The sequence below is a fragment of the Microbacterium schleiferi genome (assembly GCF_015565955.1).
Taxonomy (GTDB): domain Bacteria; phylum Actinomycetota; class Actinomycetes; order Actinomycetales; family Microbacteriaceae; genus Microbacterium; species Microbacterium schleiferi_A.
This window is the reverse complement of record NZ_CP064760.1, coordinates 2048978-2069969: the sequence shown is the minus strand read 5'-3', so window position 1 is coordinate 2069969 and position 20992 is coordinate 2048978. Positions and strand designations below refer to the sequence as shown.

General features: G+C 65.5%; 23 protein-coding genes. 11 read left to right on the top strand and 12 right to left on the bottom strand.

Annotated features, from left to right (window positions below):
* Positions 1–54: 54 nt before the first annotated feature.
* The 5 genes from IT882_RS09975 to IT882_RS09960 form a co-directional block, all read right to left on the bottom strand.
* Positions 55–540: a DUF6153 family protein gene (locus tag IT882_RS09975; protein ID WP_195691742.1), complete on the bottom strand. Its 486-nt coding sequence runs from the start codon at positions 538–540 to the stop codon at positions 55–57.
* Between the two features lie 55 nt (positions 541–595).
* Positions 596–949 (bottom strand): multicopper oxidase domain-containing protein, encoded by a 354-nt coding sequence (locus tag IT882_RS16490; protein ID WP_229382049.1) that lies wholly within the window; start codon positions 947–949, stop codon positions 596–598.
* Positions 946–2055 (bottom strand): multicopper oxidase family protein, encoded by a 1110-nt coding sequence (locus IT882_RS09970; protein ID WP_229382048.1) that lies wholly within the window; start codon positions 2053–2055, stop codon positions 946–948. Before IT882_RS09970 ends, IT882_RS16490 begins: the two co-directional genes overlap by 4 nt.
* Entirely contained in the window at positions 2052–2432 is a 381-nt protein-coding gene (locus IT882_RS09965; RefSeq protein ID WP_229382047.1) for an SHOCT domain-containing protein, read from the bottom strand. The genes IT882_RS09970 and IT882_RS09965 overlap by 4 nt, the downstream gene beginning before the upstream one ends.
* Before the next feature lie 779 nt (positions 2433–3211).
* A complete protein-coding gene (locus tag IT882_RS09960) occupies positions 3212–3517 on the bottom strand; it encodes a transposase (protein WP_194385030.1) in 306 nt (101 codons plus the stop codon).
* A 109-nt stretch (positions 3518–3626) separates the two neighbouring features.
* On the opposite strand from IT882_RS09960, the gene cmtR reads away from it, so the two are divergent.
* The 4 genes from cmtR to rhuM all read left to right on the top strand — a co-directional run bounded on the left by cmtR (position 3627) and on the right by rhuM (position 9010).
* Complete coding sequence (gene cmtR / locus IT882_RS09955) at positions 3627–3983, top strand: Cd(II)/Pb(II)-sensing metalloregulatory transcriptional regulator CmtR (RefSeq protein ID WP_195691741.1); 357 nt, start codon at positions 3627–3629, stop codon at positions 3981–3983.
* The gene (locus IT882_RS09950) at positions 3980–4651 is read left to right on the top strand and encodes a cation transporter (RefSeq protein WP_194385031.1); all 672 of its coding nucleotides are present in this window, start codon (positions 3980–3982) and stop codon (positions 4649–4651) included. Before cmtR ends, IT882_RS09950 begins: the two co-directional genes overlap by 4 nt.
* Before the next feature lie 572 nt (positions 4652–5223).
* The gene (locus IT882_RS09945) at positions 5224–7968 is read left to right on the top strand and encodes an AAA family ATPase (protein ID WP_194385032.1); all 2745 of its coding nucleotides are present in this window, start codon (positions 5224–5226) and stop codon (positions 7966–7968) included.
* A gap of 112 nt (positions 7969–8080) precedes the next feature.
* Positions 8081–9010, top strand: coding sequence for a virulence protein RhuM/Fic/DOC family protein (gene rhuM, locus IT882_RS09940; protein ID WP_194385033.1), 930 nt, complete (start codon positions 8081–8083; stop codon positions 9008–9010).
* 9 nt (positions 9011–9019) lie between these two features.
* Here the strand turns inward: rhuM and IT882_RS09935 are convergent, their stop codons facing one another.
* On the bottom strand, positions 9020–9199 hold the full coding sequence (locus IT882_RS09935; protein WP_228480987.1) for a helix-turn-helix domain-containing protein: 180 nt from the start codon (positions 9197–9199) through the stop codon (positions 9020–9022).
* 135 nt (positions 9200–9334) lie between these two features.
* Between IT882_RS09935 and IT882_RS09930 the strand changes: the two genes are divergently transcribed.
* A complete protein-coding gene (locus tag IT882_RS09930) occupies positions 9335–9958 on the top strand; it encodes a hypothetical protein (protein ID WP_194385034.1) in 624 nt (207 codons plus the stop codon).
* Positions 9959–10225: 267 nt separating this feature from the next.
* Here IT882_RS09930 and IT882_RS09925 read toward each other — a convergent pair whose 3' ends face one another.
* The 6 genes from IT882_RS09925 to IT882_RS09900 all read right to left on the bottom strand — a co-directional run bounded on the left by IT882_RS09925 (position 10226) and on the right by IT882_RS09900 (position 15912).
* The gene (locus IT882_RS09925; RefSeq protein WP_195691740.1) at positions 10226–10717 is read right to left on the bottom strand and encodes a Fur family transcriptional regulator; all 492 of its coding nucleotides are present in this window, start codon (positions 10715–10717) and stop codon (positions 10226–10228) included.
* 102 nt (positions 10718–10819) lie between these two features.
* Positions 10820–11797: a hypothetical protein gene (locus IT882_RS09920; RefSeq protein ID WP_229382046.1), complete on the bottom strand. Its 978-nt coding sequence runs from the start codon at positions 11795–11797 to the stop codon at positions 10820–10822.
* A gap of 22 nt (positions 11798–11819) precedes the next feature.
* Positions 11820–12737: a zinc ABC transporter substrate-binding protein AztC gene (gene aztC / locus IT882_RS09915; protein ID WP_229382045.1), complete on the bottom strand. Its 918-nt coding sequence runs from the start codon at positions 12735–12737 to the stop codon at positions 11820–11822.
* A complete protein-coding gene (locus IT882_RS09910; RefSeq protein WP_195691738.1) occupies positions 12734–13900 on the bottom strand; it encodes an ABC transporter in 1167 nt (388 codons plus the stop codon). The genes aztC and IT882_RS09910 overlap by 4 nt, the downstream gene beginning before the upstream one ends.
* 34 nt (positions 13901–13934) lie before the next feature.
* Positions 13935–14843 (bottom strand): hypothetical protein, encoded by a 909-nt coding sequence (locus IT882_RS09905; protein WP_229382044.1) that lies wholly within the window; start codon positions 14841–14843, stop codon positions 13935–13937.
* 121 nt (positions 14844–14964) lie between these two features.
* Entirely contained in the window at positions 14965–15912 is a 948-nt protein-coding gene (locus tag IT882_RS09900) for a hypothetical protein (RefSeq protein ID WP_195691736.1), read from the bottom strand.
* Positions 15913–16352: 440 nt separating this feature from the next.
* Here IT882_RS09900 and IT882_RS09895 point away from each other — a divergent pair, with 440 nt between their 5' ends.
* The 6 genes from IT882_RS09895 (at position 16353) to IT882_RS09870 (ending at position 20926) form a co-directional block, all read left to right on the top strand.
* On the top strand, positions 16353–16640 hold the full coding sequence (locus tag IT882_RS09895; RefSeq protein WP_195691735.1) for a hypothetical protein: 288 nt from the start codon (positions 16353–16355) through the stop codon (positions 16638–16640).
* 432 nt (positions 16641–17072) lie between these two features.
* Positions 17073–17915, top strand: coding sequence for a sulfurtransferase (locus tag IT882_RS09890; RefSeq protein ID WP_195691734.1), 843 nt, complete (start codon positions 17073–17075; stop codon positions 17913–17915).
* Between the two features lie 186 nt (positions 17916–18101).
* Positions 18102–18929 carry a DUF4397 domain-containing protein gene (locus IT882_RS09885; RefSeq protein ID WP_195691733.1) on the top strand — a complete coding sequence of 276 codons (828 nt, stop codon included), beginning with the start codon at positions 18102–18104 and terminating at the stop codon, positions 18927–18929.
* Positions 18929–19582 carry a class F sortase gene (locus IT882_RS09880; RefSeq protein WP_195691732.1) on the top strand — a complete coding sequence of 218 codons (654 nt, stop codon included), beginning with the start codon at positions 18929–18931 and terminating at the stop codon, positions 19580–19582. Before IT882_RS09885 ends, IT882_RS09880 begins: the two co-directional genes overlap by 1 nt.
* Positions 19583–19596: 14 nt before the next feature.
* Positions 19597–20166: an RNA polymerase sigma factor gene (locus IT882_RS09875; RefSeq protein WP_195691731.1), complete on the top strand. Its 570-nt coding sequence runs from the start codon at positions 19597–19599 to the stop codon at positions 20164–20166.
* Positions 20153–20926, top strand: coding sequence for an anti-sigma factor (locus tag IT882_RS09870; protein ID WP_195691730.1), 774 nt, complete (start codon positions 20153–20155; stop codon positions 20924–20926). Before IT882_RS09875 ends, IT882_RS09870 begins: the two co-directional genes overlap by 14 nt.
* The last annotated feature ends 66 nt before the right edge of the window (positions 20927–20992 follow it).

The window sequence follows — 20992 nt, the reverse complement described above, 5'->3', positions numbered from 1 at the left end:
GGGTGGCGCCGAAACGGCGAAGACCGGGTGGGCCCGACACGTCGGGCACTCCCCTCACGTGCGGCTGATCGAAAGCGCCGTCAGATCCGGCGAGGAGGGGCGCGCACTCGCGCGCATCGCGCCCCGCAGCCGGCTGAGGGCCATCGCAGCGACTTCGATGCGCACCTCTCTGGGCAGAGCTCGAACGGCGAGCAGAACGATGAGGATCAGCGCGGTCACGCACATCGCCGCGACATCATGGCTGCCGACCGTCGCACACCCCGCGCAGTCGGCGCTGAGATCGGCGGGCGCCGACAACGGTGCCGACGCGGCCACGGATGCCGACGTGGCAGCGGCGTCGTGGTCTCCCCCGGTCGAGTCGACCGCGATCAGCGTCGACGTCGTTCCGGCGTGTGCTGTCGAGGACCCGGTCCACAATGCGTGCATGCCGACCAGCCCGGCCATCAGCAGCGACACCACGATCACGGCGAACCACCGGCGGTAGGCGCTGCCGCCACCCGCTGCGTTCGACCACTCGTTCATCCGCTGCCCCTTCGGCACCCAGCCATCGTAACCGCGCTCGGCCGGCGGGCGAGCCCGCGGGGCGAGCGCGGGGTTACGCGGCGTCGACGACGCCCATCATGCCGAGGTCTTCGTGGTCGAGGATGTGGCAGTGGTAGACCGTCTGGCCGGGGAACCGGTCGAACGCGATCCGCACCGTGACCGACGTCCCCGCGGGCACGTCGACGACGTCTCGGACGTCGAGACCGGTAACGTCGGCGCCTCCCGTGCGGAGGACCTGCATCGGCCAGACATGCAGGTGGAACGGGTGGTCCATCGGCGACACGTTCACGATCGTCCAGTCCTCGACGGTCCCGATCGTCACACTCTGATCGGTCCGGCCCGCATCGAACGCGCGCCCGTCGATCAGGAACCGCATGCCCGCGCCGCCGCCCATGCCCATGCTCATCGTGAGCGTCCGCGTGCCGTCGACCGCGGTCTCGCGAAGGTCGCGGCGGGCACTGACGACCGGGTCGGCGACCACGGGGGCGTCGCTCCGGCATCCGGGACCACGGTGAGCACGACAGCCTCGGAAGACGTCGTGGAACCACCGCCCATCATCCCCATCCCCGCCTGCCCTCGGTCGTAGGCGGCGGCGATCAGGTCCGTCGCCGCTGTGGGAGTGGTGATCACGACATCGGCGCGGTTCCCCGGGGCGAGGACCAGCCGATCCGCGGACTGCGGGGTGCGGCGGTGTGAGTCGATACCGCGCACCCGGGCGTCCAGATCGCCCAGTCGCAGGTCGAGGTAGCGGCTCGTGCACGCGTTGACGATCAGGAGTCGCTGCTCCGATTCCGCGGGCGCGGGAAGCGTCGGGGAGGGCTGGCCGTTGACCAGCAGCACCTCGCCGGTGCGTCCCAGCATCCGCTCGACTCCCGACACCGATGCGACAGCGCCGCCTGAGACGGTCACGTCCGAGACGACCACGACCCGCGGGGGCGTGACCGTCCAGTCCTCCTCGTCCACGACGATCGCCCCGTACAGGCCTGCGAACACCTGATCGGCGACCAGCTCGTGATGATGCGGGTGGTACCAGAACACTCCGGCCGGGTGATCGTCCGGGAGCTGGATCTCGTAGTCGAAGCTCTCCCCGGCACCGATGCGCAGGAACGGGTTGTCGCTGTTGTCGGATGCCGACACCAGCAGACCGTGCGTGTGCAGATTCGTCGGGTCGGTGAGGTCGTTCTGCAGCCGCACCCGCAGGAGATCACCGGGACGGAGGTGAAGCGTGGGTCCGGGAACGGTGCCGTTGTAGGTCAGCATCCGCACCGACGCGCCACCGACCTCCACCTCCCGCTCGGCCGCCTGCAACGTGACATCGAGCACACCGTCGACCGACTCCAGCACCGACGGCTCGACCCACCCGGCCGCCCCCGACGTCGCGGTCGCCGTTCCGCTCCCGGAGGTCTGCGATCCGACCGTCGTCCACACCAACCCGGTCGCGCCGATGCCGAGCGCGCCCACACCGAGAGCGCCGATCGTCAGAGCCTGCCGGCGTGTGATCCCCCCGCTCATGCGCCGTTGAGAGTACGCATACGTTCGTTGAACTCATCCGTGTCGATCTCACCGCGCGCGTACCGCTCCTCGAGGATCCGCCGCGCCGACGACACCTCAGCCACTGGGGCCGGCGTGCCGACCGCGGGAGGTGCGGCGGCGGGCGGGGCCGCGTTCGTGCGCGTGCTCAGCCGGATCGCCACGAACACCAGCAGCCCGATCCCGATCAGGATGAGGATGACCCACAGCCAACCCCAGCCCCAGCCCATGCCCATCCCGAAGCCCATGTCGTAGCCGCCGTCGCCGTCATCCCACATCATCAGAACACCACTCCTTCTGGACAGGTCACCAAGACCTGCGATGACCTCGCGCATACCCTGGGTGGGTATCGAGGACACGTCCACCCTACGTCCGATACGGACGGCGCAGGTCGGGACGAACGTCCCGACCTGCGGCCGCGCACGGGCTAACACTGAGTGGCCGGAGACGTGATCGACGCGGGTGGTAGCCTGGCCGCACATCCCCGGGATCGCTCGCCCGAACGGCTCCGGCACGTGGGAAACGTTTGGGAAGAATCGACCGCAAACGACCGTCACTGAGCACAGCGTGGAATGCAGTGATTCCGCGGAATCATGCGGGACTGTGGCCGTCGAAATGTTGGAAATGTCGAACCTTCAGAGTTCAAATCCCTCCGTCTCCGCCATGAAAGCCCTTTCCGACATTTCAGAGCATTGCTCGGTCACGCTCGACGACGGAAACTAGCGCTAATCTGGCCGTTTGAGATTTCAAAGACGAAGGGATCGCGCTTCTCAATCGGGAGCTCTCCCGCGAGATTCCGCAGTTCTTGCTGTTCCAGCGGCCGCTTGGGAAGAGTTTGGGAAGAGCTGGAGACGGAGGTGTCTGGACCCTCGGTTCACGAGATCACTCGGCAGCGGCGTCGTCTTGTCGGACCGCGTGGTGAACGGCGCCCATAGACGCCGTAGTTCTCCGCATGCAGCCTCGCGACCTCCGGCACCAGCAGTTCGTCCTTCAGCTGTCGGGCCGACGGGGCGCGGTCTTTCGCGCCGCGCGGTAGCCGCGGGAGGTGAGGAAGCCCTGCACTGCCGGTCGCAGGACACGGCAGATGAGCTCGACCCGAAGCGATCCCGGTACTCGTCGATGAACCGGATCATCTCGGTCAGGGGCGGTCGAGCTCCTTCGCGAAAAACACGCTCGCAGCCTTGAGGATCTCGTTCGCCTTCCGCAACTCCGAGACTTCCTTCTCCAGCTGCTTGATCCGTTGAGCGGCGTCGGTCGAGACGCCTGGCTTGGTGCCGGCGTCGACCTCGTAGCGGCGCCGCCAGAGGCGCAGCGTCTCCGGGCTCATCCCGAGCAGACCGGCGACATGACGGACCGCGCTCATCATGTTCGGGTGCTCCGGCCGCGCCTCCGCGAACACCCGCAACGCACGCTCACGCATCTCCGGCGAGTACTTCCTGTTCATCGAGTTCCATCCTTGCTTGAAGAACGGAACGAAAGTGCAGCCGATTCACTCTGCCAGCCGGCTGAAGTGCGACTACGTGATAGGTCAGCACAAACTGTATAGTCATCGCGTGCTGACTATTGCCACGCGAGTGGATGTGATGAACCGGCTCGGCAGGGCCATGGCGGACCCGACGCGTTCACGGATCCTGATGACTCTGCTGAATGGGCCAAGCTACACGGCTGTGCTTGCGCGGGAGCTTGAGCTGACCCGGTCAAATGTGTCCAACCACCTGGCGTGTTTGCGTGACTGTGGCATCGTGGTCGCCGAGCCTGAGGGCCGGCAGACCCGGTACGAGATCGCCGATCCGCATCTTTCCCACGCGCTGACCTCGTTGCTCGAAGTGACGCTCGCGGTGGACGAGAGCGCACCGTGTATCGACCCGGCCTGTACCGTTCCTGGCTGCTGTGTGCAGGATGTCCAATGAGCGCGGCGATCACGGCTGATCGCCGCGTGACGCTGCACCGGCGGGTGCGACTGATCGTCGCGTTCACGATCACCTACAACATCCTCGAGGGCATTATCGCGGTCGCTGCGGGTGCGGCCGCGTCGTCGGCTGCGCTGATCGGGTTCGGTCTGGACTCATTCATCGAGGTCCTCTCGGCCGTGGCGGTGGCATGGCAGTTCACCCGGAAGAATCCCGAACGGTGGGAGAAGCCGACCGTCCGGGCGATCGGCATCGCGTTCTTCGCGCTTGCCGTGTACGTCACCGTCGACGCGATCATCGCCCTCGCCGGCGTCGAACCGGTTGAGCACAGCCCGCTTGGCATCGGTATCGCGGTCGCGAGCCTTGTCGTCATGCCCGCACTCGCGTGGTTCCAATTCCGGACCGGCCGCGAACTCGGGTCCAAGAGCGTCCAGGCAGACGCCAAGCAACTGCTGCTGTGCATCTACCTGTCCGGCACCGTGCTGATCGGCCTGCTGCTGAACTCGCTCTTCGGCTGGACGTGGGCCGACTCGATCGCCGCACTGATCATCGCTGCGCTCGCGATGCGCGAGGGAATCGAGGCCTGGCGCGGCGACATCGAATCACCGTTCGAATTGCTCCAGAACGACGACGGCGATCAAGAATTCGAAGCAGAGGAGGTGTCGTGATTAGTTACTGTTGCGAGCCCTTCAGCTGCCCGCCTGAACTGTGTGACCAGGACTGCTGCTAGGCAGTGTTACCCATCCGTGCGTTGAACTAGTGGAGGGTCCTTGACCGGGCGCGTGGAGGGGGTCGGCAAGGGCATGCCGGCGATGGGCGACTTCGGTCGCCAGATCCGCCGCGACACCGTCGCCGCGTCGTCCCAGTGCCGCGTTGCTATTGCCCGGCCGATGGAGTGCCCGCCCTGCTCCGGGCGACTGCGGGCACCTCGCTGGAGCAATGAGTGGGCCTCCCCGCTGCCGAGCTACCGAAACGCGACCGCGAGATGATCGCTCTAGGCTTCCGAACGGACTCGCCGCTGCGAGACAGGGGGCTCCGACACATCGCGACGCAGTGCCGCGACGAGGTGACCGAACGGCGAAGACGAGCATCGAACTGATCACCTGGCGAATGACGATGCACGCAGGCATCACGGGATGACCGCGGCCGGTCCGCATGCACAAATCTGCATCCGCCGCCACTTGGCTACACTTCGGAAAAATCCCTGGATAATCGAGAAAACCGGTCGTACCCTGGCGCCATGAGAGGTGGCCTGGAGCGTTGGAAACGGGGTGCTAATTCGCGCGGGGTCCGCCACGCGATCGCGTACGCGATGGAGGGCACCTGCGATGCTCACCTCCCGCACCTTTACGGTGTCGAAGCGCTCGAGAACTACAGCGATGTCTCAGGTGCGACCGTATCGAGATTCATCGTGGAGAACGGTGCCATCTCGAGCGACGAGTTGACCGCCGGTGGACTCCGCGTATGGCTGACCGGCCACGATCCGATCACGGGGGAGGAACGAGGCCGTCAGCGGTTGAGTCCCGACGCTGACTTGGTGCTCGACGGGACGATCAATCACCCGAAGTCCTACAGCATCGCCGCGCTTCTGCATCCTGGGCTCGCACGAGAGTTCGAAGCGCTGCAGGACCGGCTGAGAGACCAAGTGCTCCTCACCTGGCAGCGGCAACTCAATGCCCGACGTGGACACAACGGGCTCATCCGCGAAGACATCACCCGGCTCGAGGTTGTCGAGTTGCAGCACCGCCGTTCGCGCGCGCTTGACCCGCACATCCATCGTCATCTGTGGCTCAACGTGAAGGTGCTCGGCGCCGACGGCAGGTGGTCGAACGTCGACTCCCGAGTCGCGATGAAGCTGCACACCGTTGTGAATGCCGAAGGTGAGCTTGCTGCGCGCACCGATCCTGAGTGGATCGCAGCGCTGGCCCGCCACGGCTACACGATCGGGATCGACGGCGAGATCGCTGAGCTGGCCGCTACCGTGCGCCCGCTGTCTCGTCGGTCCGCGCAGATCGAAGCCAACCGTGCACGCCTGATCGCTGAATGGACGTCTGCTCACGGCGGGTCCGCGCCCAGCATGGACGCGCTGACGCAGATCGATCGGCGCGCGTGGGCGGTGTCGAGGCCGAACAAGCCCCAGGGCCTCGATGAAGGCTCGTGGGAAGCAGTCGTGCGCGACGAGATCGCCGAGATCGATCAGACCCTGCGCCAGGAGCGCGCCACGGTCGAACTCGATCACGTCGATCCTGCGGTGCTCGATCGTGACCTGCTCGCGGCGATGGCGATCGTCGACGCGGACGGGCGCTCTGTGGGCTCCAGTGGGCGATTCAGTGCTTTCGACGTGCGCGCCGGCGCCATCCGCGCGCTCTCACGCAGTGGAATCGTCGCCGCGCGTGCCGACCTCGATCAGGTGATCGACGACGTCACCGCACGAGCGCTGCGCGAGTCGGTCGACCTCGGAGGCGGGGCCGACGCCCCCGCGCACGTCAAGGTCTTCATGGCGACCGAAACGATGAGGTCGAAGATCTTCCTCTCGCACCGGCTCGACCGAATCGCAACGCCCGGACGCTCCCTCCTCCCCACCGAACTGCGAAAGCAGGCCGGTGGGGAGTGCGGCCAACTGGACTCGGCGCAATTCGTCGCCGCAGCCGCGATCGCCGGAAGCGACGGCCTGGTCGCCGTCACCGGGCCGGCCGGTGCAGGCAAGACGACCATGCTGCGGGTCGTCTTTCGCGCGCTGAGCGCGCAACGCCGACGCATGCTCATCGTCGCGCCCACGCGCAAGGCGGCTTCGGTTGCAGCGCGCGAGGTCGGCGCGGCCGCAACCAGCATCCACGCGCTCCTCGCGGATCACGGATTCCGGTGGGGCACGGATGCCGCGGGTGCCACGACCTGGCATCGACTGTCGATCGGCGACGTGGATGCTGCTACCGGAGCGATCTACGACGGCCCGACGAGCTTCGTCCTGCGCGCGCGGGACCGCATTGTCGTCGACGAGGCCGGCATGGTCGACCTGCAGGTCGCGAACGCGCTCGCAGAACTCGCCCACGAGCGCGGTGTCGGCGTCGCCATGGTCGGCGACCCTTATCAAGCTCTCCCCGTCGGACACGTGGGTGCCATGGCTGCCGCCGTCCGGCACGCTTGCGCCGCGGTCGAGCTGGACGCGGTGCACCGATTTGCGGATGCCGAGTACGCGGCCCTCACGCTCGAGCTGCGGCATCCCGACGATGCCGAGCACGCGGCGCGTATCGCGAGCCGACTGGACGAACGCGGGCACCTGACACGAGTCGACCATGCGGAGGATGCCCATCGGCACATGATCGACGCCTACTTCGCATGGCAGGCGCGCGGCAAGCGTGTCGCGCTCGTCACCGGCGCCAATAGCGACGCCGGCGCACTCAACGACGAGATCCAGCAGCGGCGGGTCGATCGCGGGGAACTGGACCCGACCGTTCTCGCGTGGGGCATGGGGGAGCAGCGCATCCTCGTCGGCGACACCGTTCAGACGCGCCGCAACGATCGTCGTGTGGGGGTGGAGAATCGCGCCACCTGGGTCGTCAGCAAGATCGCCGAAGACTCGCTGCTGCTGCGATCCGTCAACGACAGCGGCGACGTGCGGAAGGTCACACGCGTCTACGCGCTCGAGCACGTGCAACTCGCGTACGCGTCGACCGTGCACGGCATCCAGGGCGAGACGGTGGATGCCTCGATCGTCGGCCCTGACGTGGACGCCGCCGGCCTCTACGTCGGCCTCACCCGTGGACGCGAGCACAACGAGGTGGTCACTGTCGCACCCACCGGCCGCGCCGCGCGCGCGAACGTCGCGACTTGCATGCTGCGCGGCACCACGGAGCTGACGATGCAGGACGCCGTGCGCGCAGCCCAGGCAGAGATGCAGCGGGCTGCGCAGGTTCGAGATCGACACGAGGCCTTCACCCGCGGGCCTCACGTTGCGCCGAGCGCGGGGCGTGGGATGTCGATCTGACGGAGGCAGTCCTGACTCGCGTACCGATGCCATCGCCCGCGCGAAAGACGTCGGAGCAACAGACCCGGTGCGATCGCGCTCCGTTGTCGGCCGCTCATGGTGAACTAGGCGAATGACGTCGGCGATCGAGATCTTCGAGTCCATGGATGGTGTGGTGTCCCTCGAGCTGCGCACGGAGGGTGAGGCCGTGTGGGCGTCGCAGGCTGACATCGAGCAGCTGTTCGGGATCGATCAGTCGGGCGTCTCGCGCCACATCCGCAACATCCTGCGGTCGGATGAGGTGGACTCCGAGAGCAATATGCAAAAAGTGCATATTGCTGGGGTCGCCAGGCCGGTGACGTTCTACAGCCTCGACGTCGTCCTCGCAGTCGGGTATCGCGCAAACTCCGCCCGCGCTGTGGAGTTCCGCCGCTGGTCGACCGATGTGCTCAAGAGATACATGCTGAAGGGAGTCGCGACCAACGAGCGCCGGCTCCTGGAGCTCGACTCGCTTGTGAAGGTTCTGTCGCGGTCGACTGATCAGCTCGTTGCCGGGGTAGCCGAAGTCGTCGCCAGATATCTGCCGAGCCTGCGCGCGCTCCGCGACTACGACGAGGGCGAGATCCCGGTTGTTGACGGCGATGTGCCGACCTGGACGCTGACTTATGACGAGGCGCGGGCGGTGATTGACGAAGTCGGGGCGGAGTTTCCGGTCGACGCGCTGTTCGGCGGCGAACGGGGCGACGCGCTGCGCGGTGTGGTGGCGACGATCTATCAGGGATTCGGGGGAGTGGATCTGTACCCGACGGTGCAGGAGAAGGCGGCGAATCTGCTCTACCTCGTCGTGAAGGACCACCCGCTCACCGACGGGAACAAGCGCAGCGCGGCGGCGCTGTTCGTGCACTTCCTCGCCCGTAACCAGGTGCTCGATGACGCGCGCGGCGTGGCGCGGATCTCCAACAACGCGCTGGCAGCGATCACGCTCATGGTCGCGATGAGCGACCCGAAAGAGAAGGAACTGATGATCGCTCTTCTCGTGAGCATGCTCGCCGGCGAAGGCTGACCCGAGTAGTCAGGGCTCGACGCCGAAGATCCTCAGCAATGCAGCCCTCGGGATCATTCGCCGGGGGCCCAGCTGGACAGTCGGGATCGTCCCGCTGTCGATGCCGAGCTTGATCGTGCGGTAGTCCACGCCGACGAGTTCTGCAGCAGCCTTCATCGTCAACGCGAGCGACGTCGATGTCTGGTTCATCGTTCCATCTCCCATGGTGTTTGCGCAGTGCGTGACAGCACTTGCGCACACCGTACACCCGAAGTGAGCAATGCGCGACATGAATTCTTCACGTCACGCATTGCCCTCCAGAAATGCGCATGGCAGACTCGCCGCATGACCGAACTTGTCGTCGAGTCGATCGCGCCCGAGCGAGTCGAGGTAGGCGATGGCATCAGCATCCCGACTGCCTGGGACGTCATCGTGACGGGTGAGCCCGGCGTGCCTGGCGCCATCCGACTCCACGGCGAATACGACCACGCCCTGCGTCGCGCGGTAGCCGCGACAGTTCGTGTCGACCGCGTCGGCGAGGGCGATGAGGTCACGGCGCAGGTGCTGCGCGAAGCGCGGGTCCAGTGGCTCGTCGCGGCATCCGCGTTCCGGATTGTCACGGTCGCACGAGAGGGCGGCGAGTTCCAGCCGCTGTCGTCCTATCTCGCAGACGTGAGGGCACACAGCGATCGCACGCCGACCGAGGCTCGCGACCAGGCGATCGTCCTGTACCGGATTGCATCCACCATCAATCTCGCTCCGCTCAAGTTCGTCTCGGACTACCTCAACGTGAGCGTCAGCACTGCGACCCGGATGATGGCTCGGGCGCGCCAGCAGGGGCTGGCTGCAGATCTGATCACCCGTGAGACCTACAACCGCATGCAGCAGGACGAGCAGCGACGGATGACGGGGCCACACCGGGTGCCGGGCTCGAGCCCCTCGCGTTCCGGCCCCTCGATCGGCATGTGATTCCCGCGTCGCTGCGACTCGGATGGATTCGCGAGCGCGAGCGGCGTAGCCTTGACTGAAGCCGGGGATCAGCCACGCGGCGGCGTTTGCGGCCTTGGTCAACTCCCCGATCTCCATCGATTCGATGTTGAGAATCTCCTCCGTCGGATCGCCCACATATCGCCCGCATTTGCCATGAATGTGGGCGATTCTTCTTGCATGTTCCTGTCGGCGCATGCCCTCGACAGCCGCAGGATTCAGCGGTTTTCGGCGCCGAATGCGGGTCGTTCACATGCCCCAAGCCTCATTCGATTCCCCCCATCTCCACCACGGCACACAGAAGATGGATGCCGAAGCCGCTGTCACACTGTCGGATTTCCCGCACTCGCGGCATCGGCCGAATACCTCGATGCGGTGATGGGTGACCGTGAAGCCGTGCTCAACGGCGGCCGCACGGATCCAGTCCTCATCGGGAGGGTCGATATCGGCCGCGTTTCCGCACGCCTCGCAGATGAGGTGATGATGATGGTCCTTCGGCCTGTGGCACGTGCGAAAGAGCTGGCCAGCGCTCACCGTTACCGTGTCAGCCTCGCCCATGTCTGCGAGAGACCCGAGATGCCGGTAGACGGTGGCAAGCCCGATGGACTCGCCATGGCGCGTGATCTGCAGGTGTAGCTGCTGGGCTGAGACGAACCCGTCGGCCCGGGCGAGGGCCTCGCGTACCGTCTCCCGTTTCGCGCTCTCCCGAGTGGGTGCCTGATCGCTCGTGGATTCGGTCACGGTGCCTCCTTGCACACGGGAAACGTCGACGGGGGACGAGGGCACCGGTGCGGATCCCCCCGAGGGTTCCGCACCGGTGCCTGTCTCATGAGTCGAACGAGATCAGCTGATCGCGATCTCGTTCGGGGTGTGGTCGAGCTCGACGCTGGAGAGGACCTCGCCAGTGGTCAGGTCGATCGCGTGAATCGAGTTCTTCGCCGGCTCGGTGACATACGCGATGGTGCCGTCGACCTTGATGGCCGGGTGAGGGTTCTGCCATTCGGCGGGACCCTCCCATGCCTCGATGACCGGATACGCGTCGGTGATCTCTCCGGTCTCGGGGTCGAGCACATGGATCTGGCCGTCCGTCGAGAGGATGTAGGCACGGTCGCCGGGGCCGCGAGCGACGTCGCGCCAGGTGTACTGCACCTCGTCGGGGAGGTCGATGACCTCGTAGCTGTGCGCGGCAGTGTCGATGAGAGCGACCGCGTTCAAGAGGTAGCTCTCGTCATCGGGATCGTTCTTGTAGTCACCGACGATGACGGTACGGCCGTTCTCATCACCGACGGTTGTAAGAAGCAGGCCGTCTTCGAGGACGATCGACACGCCGTGGTGGGGCGCGTCGGACGTGTAAGCGGTCGCCTCGGGGAGCGAACCGTATCCGTCCGCGAAGGCATCGGTGTCGACGATGGTCGTTGTTCCCGTTCCGTCGTCGAACAGGACGGTCTTTCCCCCGTGGATGACCACGTGGCCAGCGGCCGTCGCGTCGAAGACGAGATCGGTGAGGGCAGGCTCGGCCGTGTCGAGGATCTGGAAGCCCTCGGAGGTGGTCACGGCGACGGTGCGGCCGTCGCCGAACGCGTTGAGGCGGACGAAGTCCTCCGATGCGAATTCTCCGACGACTTCGAGGGTCTCCGGATCGAGGACGGCGACGCCGCCCTCATAGCCGACCGCGATGCGTCCTTCAGCCGCATCGACGGAGTTGCTCGACGCATCCGATTCGCGAGGACTCTCGGTCGTTCCGCTCGCGCATCCCGCCGCGAGCAGCGAGATGCCTGCCACGGTCGCGGCGAAGGCGACGCGGCGCTTGTGCTGTGTCATGGTGTTTCCTTTCATTGTTGCCTCAGCGAGTGAGGCCGTCGGAGATGCGCGCAGTGTTCTCGCGCATCATCGCGAGGTAGGTGTCGGCGCCTTCGCCGGGGTCGGTGAGGGACTCGGTGAACAGCTCGACGACGTCGACGTCGAGGCCGACCTCGCGCGCCAGAACCTGAACGAGCCGGTCTGGCTGCGAAGACTCGGCGAAGATCGTCGGCGCGCCGGCGGTCTCGATTGCGTTCGCCAGGTCGCGGAGGTCTGCCGCACTCGGCGCCGCAAGGGTCGTCCCGCCGGGGATGACGGTGCCGACGATCTCGAAGTCGAACCGGTCGGCGAGGTAGCCGAAGACATGATGATTCGTGACGAGAGCGCGCTGAGCGGCCGGGATGGCAGCGAAAGCTGAGACCATCTCGTGGTCGAGCTCGCCGAGCTCGGCGAGGTAGGCATCCGCGTTCGCTCCAACGGCCGCCGCGTCGACGCCGTCGACCTCGATCAGCGCCGCTTCGACTGCCTCGACCACGTCGACCACACGCGCCGGGTCTGTCCAGAAGTGCGGATCAGGCACCCCGGCGGTTTCTCCGGAGGCATAGTCAAGCACCTCGATGACCTCACCGGCGACGACCATCGCTACCCCTGCCGAACGCGCCCGGTCGACGTGCTGCTGCAGCCCTTCCTCGAGGCCCAGCCCGTTCGCGACGAGGAGGTCAGCGTGTTCCATCGCTGCCGCCTGCTGCGCAGATATCTCGAACGAATGCGGGTCGGCGTTCGGCTTCATGAGCTTGATGACCTCTGCCTGGTCGCCCGCGATCTCCGCCACGACGTCGCCAAGGATGTTGGTCGTGACGACGACGTGGGGCCGGATGTCCACCGCGCTTGGGGTGCAACCCGCGAGGGCGAGTGCTGCCAGAGCGGCACCAGCCATGGCGAGCGCGCGTGACGGCATCATCGTCCCACCTCCGCGATGTACAGAGGGAGCGTTGATGTATCAAGAGAGCGGGCCACGCGGGCTCCGTCGGCGTAGTCGATCTCGTAGACCACACCGGCCACTGCATCGTTGACGTATGCGCGCTGGCCATCGACTGCCAGCGCTGTCCCCTCGCCAGGTTGGTCGACGAGCGTGTCTGTGACAGCCATCTCTTCGCCGGTTGCTGCAGCGTAGACCCGCACGCGGCCGTCGGCATCCAGCGTGACAACGTGACCGTCTTTGTCGTCGACCGCGCTCACGCGCACCGGTGTGTCTTCTGTCGCGACATACGTCCACGACTTCTCGCGAGTGTCGAGCAGCCAGAATCCTGACGAACCGGTCAGTCCTGCCACCGTCGGACGTCCCTTTCGGGCGTCGAATTCACGTACGCGAGGGGCCTCGAGATCGTCCGGGTAGGCAATGAGCGTGAACTCGGCGGTCTCGTCGTCTCCGCCGACCAGAACGGCACCCTCGGCGCAGCCGATCACGAGCCCGACGACCGTCGTGATCGCTCCCGCCGGTTCGGTGCACACCGCAGACAGCCCGGTCTTCGTGCCCGTGGAGTCGTACGCCGCCAGCGTGTCCCCGTCGCTGATAATTGCTCCCTCGCCGAGAGGGACGACGACGGCCCCTGCCGCGGCGTCCACCCGGAAGCGCTCGACGATCTCCCCTTCACCGAGGGCGCGGTTATCGAGCAGAACGGCTTCGCCGGATCCCTCGAAGTGCATCGCGGTGGAGCCCGCAGTGGCGAGCATCCCCCAGGTGACGGTGACCGGACCTGACCCGGGGACCGTTCCGGAGATCTGCGGGGCACCCAGGTAGTAGTGAAAGTGGTCGCCGTGATTCCAGCTCCACCGGGCGGAGTCAACGATCTGGACTCCGTCCGTGGTGCTGACAAAGGCATATCGGCCATCGGTCGCCAGTGCACGCGGCTTCTCGACGGATCCGAGATCTGTGGCTTCCTCCGATAGCAGGTCGAGCATGCCGACGTTGCCGTCACCGTCTACGGATATGAGGGCGAGCGGTGGCTCTTCCACCTCGGCTGCGGTGGCGATGTGTCCGTGCCCGTCGGAGGTGTCTTCGGTGGGTGCGGCGTCGGGCGCGAGAGATGACCTGGTGGGGGACGCTCGTGTGTGCGTTTCCAATCCTCAATCGCACACGCACATCGGGGCGTCCCGGTCAGTAGTCGGTGGAGATCTCGTATTTGTCTTCAAGCCCGACGATCCGGACTGAACCGTCAGGCTGGTTCTGGACGCCGACCTCGTACGTGCCGCGCACATGAAGCAGGTTCGTGCCCGTGCCATCACCGAGGATGTCCTCGGGGATGTTGGACGAACCGATCGCTTCCAGGTACGCCGCCATAGCCTCGTCAGACACCCGATACGACACATCCATGCGGAAAGAAGCGTTCCCGAAGACGGTACCCGCGTCGTTCTGAACCAGCTTGAAATCGGTCGGCGTCAGGTAGTTGCCGAAGTTGCGCGTTACCGAACGTGGTCCTCCGTCGTGAAGGAGCTGCGGTAGTTGCCCGAGGCCATCGGCGTAGCCTTCGATGACAACTTGGTTGTCTGGTTGGGAGAGCAGCCCCTTGATCTCATCAGACATGGGGAGACTGGCTGCGACCGTATTCACCCATTCCGCTCGTTCACTATCGCTGAATGTGCGGTCGGCAGCGTCGGAGTCAAAAGCGAGGGTCGCCATCTGGAAGGCGAGTTGCTTCGCTGCCACGATCTGCTGATCGGTCCAGCCGTTGTCTGTGAAAACCCCCAGGTCCGTTCCCCAGCTGTCGTACACGCCAGACGAGTTCTCTTGCGTGGGGACGAACCACCGATAGTAGGAACCATCTGCGGTTTCCACCAGCCCATCCTTGGCGAGGAAGCCGTAGTAGGAGTCCCCGTCAACCTCTTCCGAGTAGGAGAGGTAATCGCCAAAGTCGTCAAGTGTGGGTTTCTGTTGGGGCGCAGCTGTGACGTCGGCAGGCTCTGACGCAGCGGAGGAAGGTTCCTCGGGCTGGGCGCAACCAGCAACGCCGAATGCCAGCACCGGCACAACAGCCACGGCAATAAAGCTCTTCCAACGCGTGTTCATCAGTCCCCCAGGGTTGCTCCATTGGAGCCGTCCGTTCACGCAGAGCATATCGGCAGGCTAGGGGACACCTGGAGAACGGGTGCGCTACGCCCAAACGCACACGCAAGCTGGAACGTCCCGGTCAGAAGTCGGTGGAGATCTCGTACGTGTCTTGGAGCCCTACGATCTGGAGTGAGCCGTCCGGTTGCTTCTGAACTGCCACATTGTAAGTGCCGCGCACGTGGAGAAGGTTCGTGCCTACTCCATCACCGAGAATATCCTGGGGGATGTTGGAAGCCCCCTGGGTTTCCAGATAAGCCCGCATGGACTCATCTGAAACGCGGTAGGCGATGTCAACGTTGAAAGCCGCATCCATGAATGGACCATTGCCAGAATCTTTGAGAGTGAACCCTGACGGTGTTGCCAGAAAGCCGGTAGTCGTTACAGAGCGGGGTACTCCATCTTGAATCAGCGTCGGCAACTGACCAACACCGTCTTTGAAGCCCAGCAGTACAACCTGCGTGTTGTTCTGGCTCATCAGCGACTGAACCTCATCCGATAGCGGGATGTTGGCTGAGACAGCTGTTACCCACTCAGCCCTCTCAGAATCTGAGAGTGACTTGTCTACCATTTCGGAATCAAAAGCAATCTGAATCATCTGGTATGCGAGGTGGCGCGCCTCAAAGACATCTGCCTCTGTGTACCCCGCTTGTTGTAGCTCCTGTTTGTATGTATCGCTACCGCTGTTCCAGACGGTGTCGGTGAACATGGATGCTCCGTCTTCTTCCGGGGACGGAACCCACCAACTGTAATATGAACCACTATCCGTTTCTACGAATCCATCTTTGGCGGCGGATGCTGTGTACCAGTCATCCATGTTTTCTGGATCCTCTTCGTAGAGCAGGTAATCGCCAACATCAACGAGTTCAGCAGCCGAAGTAGTTCCGGTCTCCGCTTCAGTTGAGGGTGCGGCGCATCCAGCAATCCCGATCCCGAGCACCGGAACTGCCGCCATCGCAACAAAGCTCTTCCAACGCATCTGTAGTCCCCCAATGTCCTCTGGCAGAGCCGCCCAGCTCACGGAGAGCATAGCGGCAGGCTCGGGGACGTCCGGAGAATGGGTGCGCATTGAACGATCGCGCACGCACGGTCCAGTGGTCCCGTGAGGTGCCCGAATGTTGCTTCGGGGCCGTACGATCCGGTTGCCTCCACCTGTGCGGGAGGCCCGATATGACCGAATGGAAGTCACCATGAGAAGCGCACGCATAGCAACCGTCACCGCCATCGCAGCCATCTCCCTCGCGTTCACCCTCATCGGGTGCGGAGCGAGTTCCACCGGCACCACAGGAGGGGAGCGGCCCCAGCCGGAAGCCTGACACCGCAGCGTGGGCAACGTTGGAGGAAGCCGCCCTCTCCTGGCAGACCCTTACCTATGAGGGTCAGTATGCGGAGGCTTGTAGGTACCTGTCGGAGAAGGCGGAAGCCGTGACCCTCGCGGTGGGCGGCTGCGAAGCCTTCCTACCGCGATATGTGGACAACCACCACCTACGGAGCTACCCCTTTGATGACACCACCGTCATTGAGTGGATCTCGTGGGATGAGACAGAGGAGCAGCTGCGGGAACGCTTCTCGGAGTTCAACGACGGCAACGGGTACTCCCTCTCCGGCATCGGCTCAGCCCCAGGCAACCCTATCCCGTTGGAAGACGGCACCAAGCTGCGTTACTCCAACCACTACCAGCATTCCTCAGCCGCCTTCTTCGGGTGGGATGAGGCTCGTGGGGGCTGGGTGATCACCAATTTCCAATACACCGGGTGACTGCCTCTGACGGTGCGCAGCGGGTGACGGCGATGGTTCGCCACCCCCTGTTCTCGTGGTGCGCGGGACGCGCCTGCCAGAATGACTCCACGGTGTGGTGGAGACAGGTGGGGGCATCATGGACTGGGCAGCCGTACTGCTCTGGGCGATAGATATCCGCGGGTACCTGCTCGCGGCTTGGTCGGATGGGTCGTAGCGAAAGTGCTGGCGCCGTGGAGCGAAGAAACGGCAGATAGCGTGACCGATAGTGTGACCTCAGGCCTTTCACGCCCCTTCCGGCTACGGAAAGCCGCATAAAATCAGGACGTTCTGGCACAGATTGACCGGTTCTGTGGATTCCCCCCATCTCCACCACGGCACACAGAAGATGGATGCCGAAGCCGCTGTCACACTGTCGGATTCCGATGGCATATCTCGTGCGAGGATGCAGGTATGCCCGGCTCCCCGCTCATCTCGGCCCACGAACTTCACGGTCTGCTCGAAACGGGAAGCGGCATCCGCCTTCTCGACGTTCGCTACCGCCTCGATAAGCCCGACGGTCGTGACGACTACCGCGCGGGGCATCTCCCCGATGCCGTCTACGTCGATATGGACACGGAACTGGCGACGCACGGTGCGCCGTCTGAAGGGCGGCACCCGCTGCCATCGCGCGAGACGCTTCAGGATGCCGCCCGTCGCTGGGGGCTGAACGCCGGTGACACGGTGGTCGTCTACGACGACTACCGCTCGGTCTCGGCAGCGCGCGCCTGGTGGCTGCTTCGCGGTGCAGGGGTCGCGGGTGTCCGAGTTCTCGACGGTGGTCTGTCGGCGTGGCGGTCGGCAGGGTTTCCGCTCGAGACGGGCGCGGTCTCACCCGAGCGGGGATCGATTGCGTTCGATGACCTGGATGAGGGCATCTCGATCGACGACGCCGCGGCCTGGCCGCAGCGCGGAGTGCTGCTCGACGCGCGTGCACCCGAGCGCTACCGCGGAGAGTCCGAGCCGTACGATCCGGTCGCCGGACACATCCCGGGCGCGGTGAACCTGCCCGCGGATGCCGTGCTGGACGGACAGGGTTTCGCGTCGCCCGCGGCGATTCGCTCAGCGTTCGAGAGTGTCGGGGTGAGCGAACTCACACACGTCGCTGCCTATTGCGGGTCAGGTCTGACCGCGGCGCACACGGCGCTTGCCGGGGCAACTGCAGGCCTGGAGGTCGCTGTCTATCCCGGATCGTGGAGTCAGTGGTCCAATACGCCGGATCGCCCTGTCGCGATAGGCGCCCAGCCCGGAGTCTGAGGCACACCAGATAGTCATCGTGCGCGGCGGGCCAATAGCCCGCGCGAACTGGGTCTCTCTTCGCGCCGCCGCCGTGCCTTGGCGCGCCCTTCAAAGAATTTTGCATTCCGCTGCATCCAAATCGCACCTTCCCCAGGAATCACTAGGTAGTGGGGCAACAACGACCCACCTGACCCTGGAGGAACGATGCGCAAGACACTTCTCGCCGGCGCAACGGCCGGCGCTCTACTCGCTTTCGGTGCCGTCACCCCGGCCTTGGCGATCTCCGACACCAGCGCCGACCTGTCGGTGTTGCACGGCATCCCCGACACCCCTGTCGACGTCTACGTGAACGGTGAGCTCACGATCGACGACTTCCAGCCCGGTGACCTCGCTGGTCCCCTCGACCTTCCTGCGGGCGACTACGAGGTCGCCCTGACGGCGCCTGATGCCGCTGATGCGTCCAGCCCTGTGCTCGGACCCATCACGCTGACGCTGGCAGCCAACACGAGCTACACCGCCGTCGCGCACCTGACCGAGGCCGGTGACCCCACGGCGACGCTGTTCACCAACGACATCAGCGAGACCGCCGCCGGCGAGGGCCGTCTGACGGTTCGTCACGTCGCTGCCGCGCCCGCTGTCGACATCCTCGCCGGCGACACAGCCGTCGTTGAGGGTCTCGCCAACCCCGACGAGGCAACTCTCGATCTCGCGGCGGGCACGGTGTCGGCATCCGTCGTGGCGGCAGGAACGACCAGCCCGGCGCTGCTCGGACCCGCCGACGTCACGATCGCTGACGGGCAGCTCACGATCGTCTACGCGTGGGGCAGCCTCGATGACGACAACCTCGCCCTCGCCGTGCAGACCATCGATGGCCTGTACTCCGCGCCCGGCGGCGTGAACTCTGGCACGGGCGGACAGCTGGCCCAGCAGGACGCCATGATGCAGGGAGGCCTGCTCATCGGCGGGCTCGTCGCTGCCGCGGTTCTCGCAGGCGGTGGCGTGCTGATCGCTCGTTCGGTCGCTCGCCGCTGATGCCCGCCTCAGCGCGAGCGCGTACCGCGGCTGCCACCGCTGCCGTCGTCGCCTTGTCGCTGCTCTCGGGCTGCGCCCTCATCCCCTCCGGGGTGGGGGCGCAGCCCCCGGTTACTCCGAGCCCGAGCGCGACAGTCCCGACTCCTCCGCGGCCAGCGGTCGATGTGCCGGTCGTCTCGGCGGCACCGCAGGCGCTTGCGCCAGCACCGCAGCCGCAGTTGTTGACCGTTCCGGACGTCTCGCTATCCGTTCCTGTCGTTGCGGTCGGCGTCCTCCCGGATGGCTTCATGGAGATCCCGGAAGATCCCGCGGTCGCCGGGTGGTACCGGTTCGGGCCGGCACCGGCATCCGAGGAAGGAAACACCGTGATCGCGGCTCACGTCGACTCCGCAACGTACGGCATCGGCCCGTTCAGCAGGCTCCGGGACCTGGGAGTCGGCGCCGAGGTCAGTGTCGCTGACGAGTCGGGCCGCGACTTTACGTACCGCGTCGAATCGGTCACCGAGTACGTGAAGAGCGAGCTACCCGATGAGCTCTTCGCCAGGTCGGGGGAGCGTACGCTGGTGCTCATCACCTGCGGCGGACCCTTCGATCCGGCGCTCGGACATTACCGAGACAACATTGTCGTCGTCGCCGGCCCCGCAGATGCGTAGGCGCGGTGATCGCAATGAGGCGGGAGGTCTCCCTGGTGCAGGACGAGGAACACCTCGAACTGAGCGACCGGTTCCGCGCGGGTGACGAGCGGGCGTTGGCGCAGATGTACGAGCGGTGGTCTGCCGTGGTCTACACCATCGCGCTGCGATCGCTTGGCGACCGGCTCGATGCCGAGGATGTCACGCAGAAGACCTTCGTGTCGGCGTGGCGCTCTCGGGATTCGTTCGACCCGTCCCGGTCGATGCTCTCGACGTGGCTCGTCTCGATCGCCCGTCGTCGTATCGCCGATGCGCACGAGGCGCGCTCTCGCGCGGCTCGCCTCCAACAGGAGCTCGAGCGCGTGGCAGGCCCGGACATCAGCGGCGCGGAGGTGGACCTGGGCGATTCCCTCCTTCTGGCCGAAGAAATCGACCTTCTCGAGCCCGATGCGAAGGCCGTAGTGAAGCTCGCCTTCTACGATGACCTCACACATCAACAAATCTCCGAGCGGCTGGACATGCCGCTCGGGACCGTCAAGAGCCATATCCGACGAAGTCTGTCCAGACTTCGCGACCGACTGGAGGTGAGTTATGTCGCATCTTGACCCCGACATCCTTCCTCTTGTCGCCCTGGGGGAGCAGGAGCTCACGGCGGATGACCGTGCCCACCTGGAAGAGTGCCCGGTGTGCGCGGAGGAGGTCGACGCACTGAAGCGAACCGCTGTCGTCGGCCGGTCGACGATTGTCATCGACGCGCTCGAATCACCGCCTCCGCGGGTGTGGGATGCCATTGTCGATGAACTCGGTATGAGTCCCGGTGCGACTGCCTCGACGGCGGACGACGCGACAGTTTCAGCATCCGAGGAGGCTCCGGCGCAGACCCGGCGTGAGCACGTCGCACGAACGCGTGACCGAGCTCCCCGGCGTCGGGCCGGCGGGCTGACACGCGGCCTGCTCGCATTGGCCGCTACGGTTGTGCTCGTGGTGGTTGTCGGCGGCGTCTGGTCGCTGACATCCTTGCCGCAGACGACCCCGATCGCATCCGCAGAGCTGCTCGCGTTCCCTGACCATCCCGGTGCTCACGGGGAAGCGGTAGTCGAGGAGCGCGGCGACGAACGGACCGTCGAGGTGACACTGGAGGCTGCGCCGATTCCCGGCACGTTCCGCGAGGTCTGGTTGATCTCCGCGGATGCCACGCAAATCGTGAGCCTCGGAGTGCTCGACAGCCAGACCGGGACCTTCCCCATCCCTGCCGATATCGATCTGGATGAGTTCGTTCTCGTGGACGTATCGGCCGAACCCGATGATGGTCCGCCCGAGCACTCCGGAGACTCCATCGTGCGCGGCGAGCTGCAGCGCATTTAGCGGCGTCCGTCTCACGCGAGGGGTCGCAACACGCCGTACGTCATCGACCTGCAACGGCGTGTTGCG

Bases quoted from the DNA above. Each gene is read 5' to 3' on its own strand.
- IT882_RS16490 (WP_229382049.1), bottom strand. From the start codon at position 949: ATGAGCATGGGCATGGGCGGCGGCGCGGGCATGCGGTTCCTGATCGAC.
- IT882_RS09970 (WP_229382048.1), bottom strand. From the start codon at position 2,055: ATGAGCGGGGGGATCACACGCCGGCAGGCTCTGACGATCGGCGCTCTC.
- IT882_RS09960 (WP_194385030.1), bottom strand. From the start codon at position 3,517: ATGAACAGGAAGTACTCGCCGGAGATGCGTGAGCGTGCGTTGCGGGTG.
- IT882_RS09950 (WP_194385031.1), top strand. From the start codon at position 3,980: ATGAGCGCGGCGATCACGGCTGATCGCCGCGTGACGCTGCACCGGCGG.
- IT882_RS09945 (WP_194385032.1), top strand. From the start codon at position 5,224: ATGAGAGGTGGCCTGGAGCGTTGGAAACGGGGTGCTAATTCGCGCGGG.
- rhuM (WP_194385033.1), top strand. From the start codon at position 8,081: ATGACGTCGGCGATCGAGATCTTCGAGTCCATGGATGGTGTGGTGTCC.
- IT882_RS09935 (WP_228480987.1), bottom strand. From the start codon at position 9,199: ATGAACCAGACATCGACGTCGCTCGCGTTGACGATGAAGGCTGCTGCA.
- IT882_RS09930 (WP_194385034.1), top strand. From the start codon at position 9,335: ATGACCGAACTTGTCGTCGAGTCGATCGCGCCCGAGCGAGTCGAGGTA.
- IT882_RS09920 (WP_229382046.1), bottom strand. From the start codon at position 11,797: ATGACACAGCACAAGCGCCGCGTCGCCTTCGCCGCGACCGTGGCAGGC.
- aztC (WP_229382045.1), bottom strand. From the start codon at position 12,737: ATGATGCCGTCACGCGCGCTCGCCATGGCTGGTGCCGCTCTGGCAGCA.
- IT882_RS09905 (WP_229382044.1), bottom strand. From the start codon at position 14,843: ATGAACACGCGTTGGAAGAGCTTTATTGCCGTGGCTGTTGTGCCGGTG.
- IT882_RS09900 (WP_195691736.1), bottom strand. From the start codon at position 15,912: ATGCTCTCCGTGAGCTGGGCGGCTCTGCCAGAGGACATTGGGGGACTA.
- IT882_RS09890 (WP_195691734.1), top strand. From the start codon at position 17,073: ATGCCCGGCTCCCCGCTCATCTCGGCCCACGAACTTCACGGTCTGCTC.
- IT882_RS09885 (WP_195691733.1), top strand. From the start codon at position 18,102: ATGCGCAAGACACTTCTCGCCGGCGCAACGGCCGGCGCTCTACTCGCT.
- IT882_RS09880 (WP_195691732.1), top strand. From the start codon at position 18,929: ATGCCCGCCTCAGCGCGAGCGCGTACCGCGGCTGCCACCGCTGCCGTC.
- IT882_RS09875 (WP_195691731.1), top strand. From the start codon at position 19,597: ATGAGGCGGGAGGTCTCCCTGGTGCAGGACGAGGAACACCTCGAACTG.
- IT882_RS09870 (WP_195691730.1), top strand. From the start codon at position 20,153: ATGTCGCATCTTGACCCCGACATCCTTCCTCTTGTCGCCCTGGGGGAG.